Origin of the sequence: Mesorhizobium sp. M5C.F.Ca.IN.020.32.2.1 (assembly GCF_004023105.1) — a bacterium.
GTDB classification, from domain to species: Bacteria; Pseudomonadota; Alphaproteobacteria; order Rhizobiales; family Rhizobiaceae; genus Mesorhizobium; species Mesorhizobium wenxiniae.
This window is the reverse complement of sequence record NZ_RZSX01001159.1, coordinates 1-1,587: the sequence shown is the minus strand read 5'-3', so window position 1 is coordinate 1,587 and position 1,587 is coordinate 1. Positions and strand designations below refer to the sequence as shown.

Sequence of the window (1,587 nt, the reverse complement as noted above, 5' to 3'; positions counted from 1 at the left end):
TTTTGTAAGGGAAGCGCTGGCCCGGCTTCGGAGAAAAGGAGGAAAGCTGATCGAAAAGGGAATGACAGAGACAAGAGAGGGGGAGAAAAGCCAGAAGAAAGGGCCGGAGGAATCGGCAACGTCGGGGGCATTTTGAGGAAGTTGTACCAGACGGTGTAGATCGCGATCATGTGGACGTGGTTGTCGAACTTCTTCGAAAAGGCGTTGGTAAGGCGCGTGAAGCGACGGTTCGCCATGCGCATGGTGAGATTGGCGCGCTCGATATGCGACGTGCTTACATGCTCCGGGTCGGGATTGCCTTCGACGCGCGTCTTGACGGCACCAGTGCAGACAGCCGGGCTGTAGCGGCGGTCTGGCGACTTGTTGCTTTCCGGCTCGCCGTACTGCTTCACAAGCATGGCGTAGTCGATGTCGGCGCCAAAGGCTTCCTCGACCGCGTTGAGGTAGGCGCGGCGACCGTCGGTCGTGAGCTGGACGCGGTTCGCAAGACGGTCCTTCACGTCGTCCATGAAGAATCGGGCGCGACAAGCGTTTGAAAAATCCGCCGAACAGGCAGGCTTCTTCGAGCATGGAAAGAACCGGCTTGTGCAGCCCGGCGTGATTGCTGGGGAAGCCGACGTGGCTCCGACGATTGACGATGAAGGCGGTGGCAGCGGCGGTGGGAGTGGCGGCAATGGCGGTGGAGGCGGTCCAATCCAAGACCCGCTGATCGCGGCGCTTATCCAGAAGCTACCGCAGAAGGGCCCGTATGATGCGGCTCAAAGGATCGCCTGGCTGAATTTGATGACCATGGCATTTCAGTTGACCTATGGTCCGGTGGGCGACATAGAGATTCGGCTTAAATCGGACGGTGGGCGGTAAAGCTATTTCGCCATCGTTTTGACGCCGCCTTGCGCGCGATCTCGGCGCGCCGCTCTGGCGTCATGTTCTCCGCGCGCTTCTTCCCGCCCTTCGCGCCGAGCGCCTTTGCGGCAGGGTCTTTGCCGTCGTCGATCACGTCATCGGCTTCCTCGCCAGTGGCAATGCGCATGACGCGGACGGCATTGCCGATCACGTCGGCGGGGCGCTTCTGGCCTTTAGGTCCGGTTGGCATCAACTTGCTTCCTCAATGCCGAAAGTCCCCGGCGAAACTTCCTTCCCGTCTATGTCCTCTATCCACACTCGTTCAAATTCGCCGTCTGCGATAAACGCCCGATACATCCCGACGACATCCCTGGAATCTTCGCAGTTGCGGTGATGCGCCCGCCAGCCGCGTCTGGCCACTTTGCTAGAACCTTCCAAGACATGATTTTCCTCTCCCATGCTTTCCGGTAAGCATATAGGAGTTTGCCGGCTGACGCGACAGGCGAGCGGCGCCGGCTGACAGCCGGTCAAATTTCAAACTGAGACACTACCCGAACGGGGAATGATCGTTGACGTCCGTCATTTTGTACGCAACAGAAGAAAATCTACATATTTGCTTAGTAAATCAACGGCATCTGGCGGAGAGAGCGGGATTCGAACCCGCGTTACGGTTTCCCGTAAACACACTTTCCAGGCGTGCGCCTTCAACCACTCGGCCACCTCTCCGTCTTAGCATTTTTGCCG

Annotated in this window: 2 protein-coding genes, 1 tRNA gene and 1 pseudogene; 1 reads left to right on the top strand and 3 read right to left on the bottom strand. The window is 58.5% G+C overall.

Annotated features, from left to right (window positions below; all coding sequences use genetic code 11):
• Positions 1-509, bottom strand: a pseudogene (locus EOA86_RS33910) (hypothetical protein); the annotation flags it as partial.
• Between EOA86_RS33910 and EOA86_RS33905 the strand changes: the two are divergent.
• Positions 508-861 carry a hypothetical protein gene (locus tag EOA86_RS33905; RefSeq protein ID WP_128345525.1) on the top strand — a complete coding sequence of 118 codons (354 nt, stop codon included), beginning with the start codon at positions 508-510 and terminating at the stop codon, positions 859-861. The pseudogene EOA86_RS33910 and the gene EOA86_RS33905 overlap by 2 nt on opposite strands.
• On the opposite strand, the gene EOA86_RS33900 is transcribed toward EOA86_RS33905, so the two are convergent.
• Both EOA86_RS33900 and EOA86_RS33895 read right to left on the bottom strand, forming a co-directional pair.
• Positions 839-1,054 carry an RNA-binding protein gene (locus EOA86_RS33900; protein WP_348633383.1) on the bottom strand — a complete coding sequence of 72 codons (216 nt, stop codon included), beginning with the start codon at positions 1,052-1,054 and terminating at the stop codon, positions 839-841. The genes EOA86_RS33905 and EOA86_RS33900 overlap by 23 nt on opposite strands.
• Before the next feature lie 425 nt (positions 1,055-1,479).
• Positions 1,480-1,569: transfer RNA gene (locus tag EOA86_RS33895), tRNA-Ser, on the bottom strand.
• Between the last annotated feature and the right edge of the window lie 18 nt (positions 1,570-1,587).

Bases quoted from the DNA above. Each gene is read 5' to 3' on its own strand.
- EOA86_RS33905 (WP_128345525.1), top strand. From the start codon at position 508: ATGAAGAATCGGGCGCGACAAGCGTTTGAAAAATCCGCCGAACAGGCA.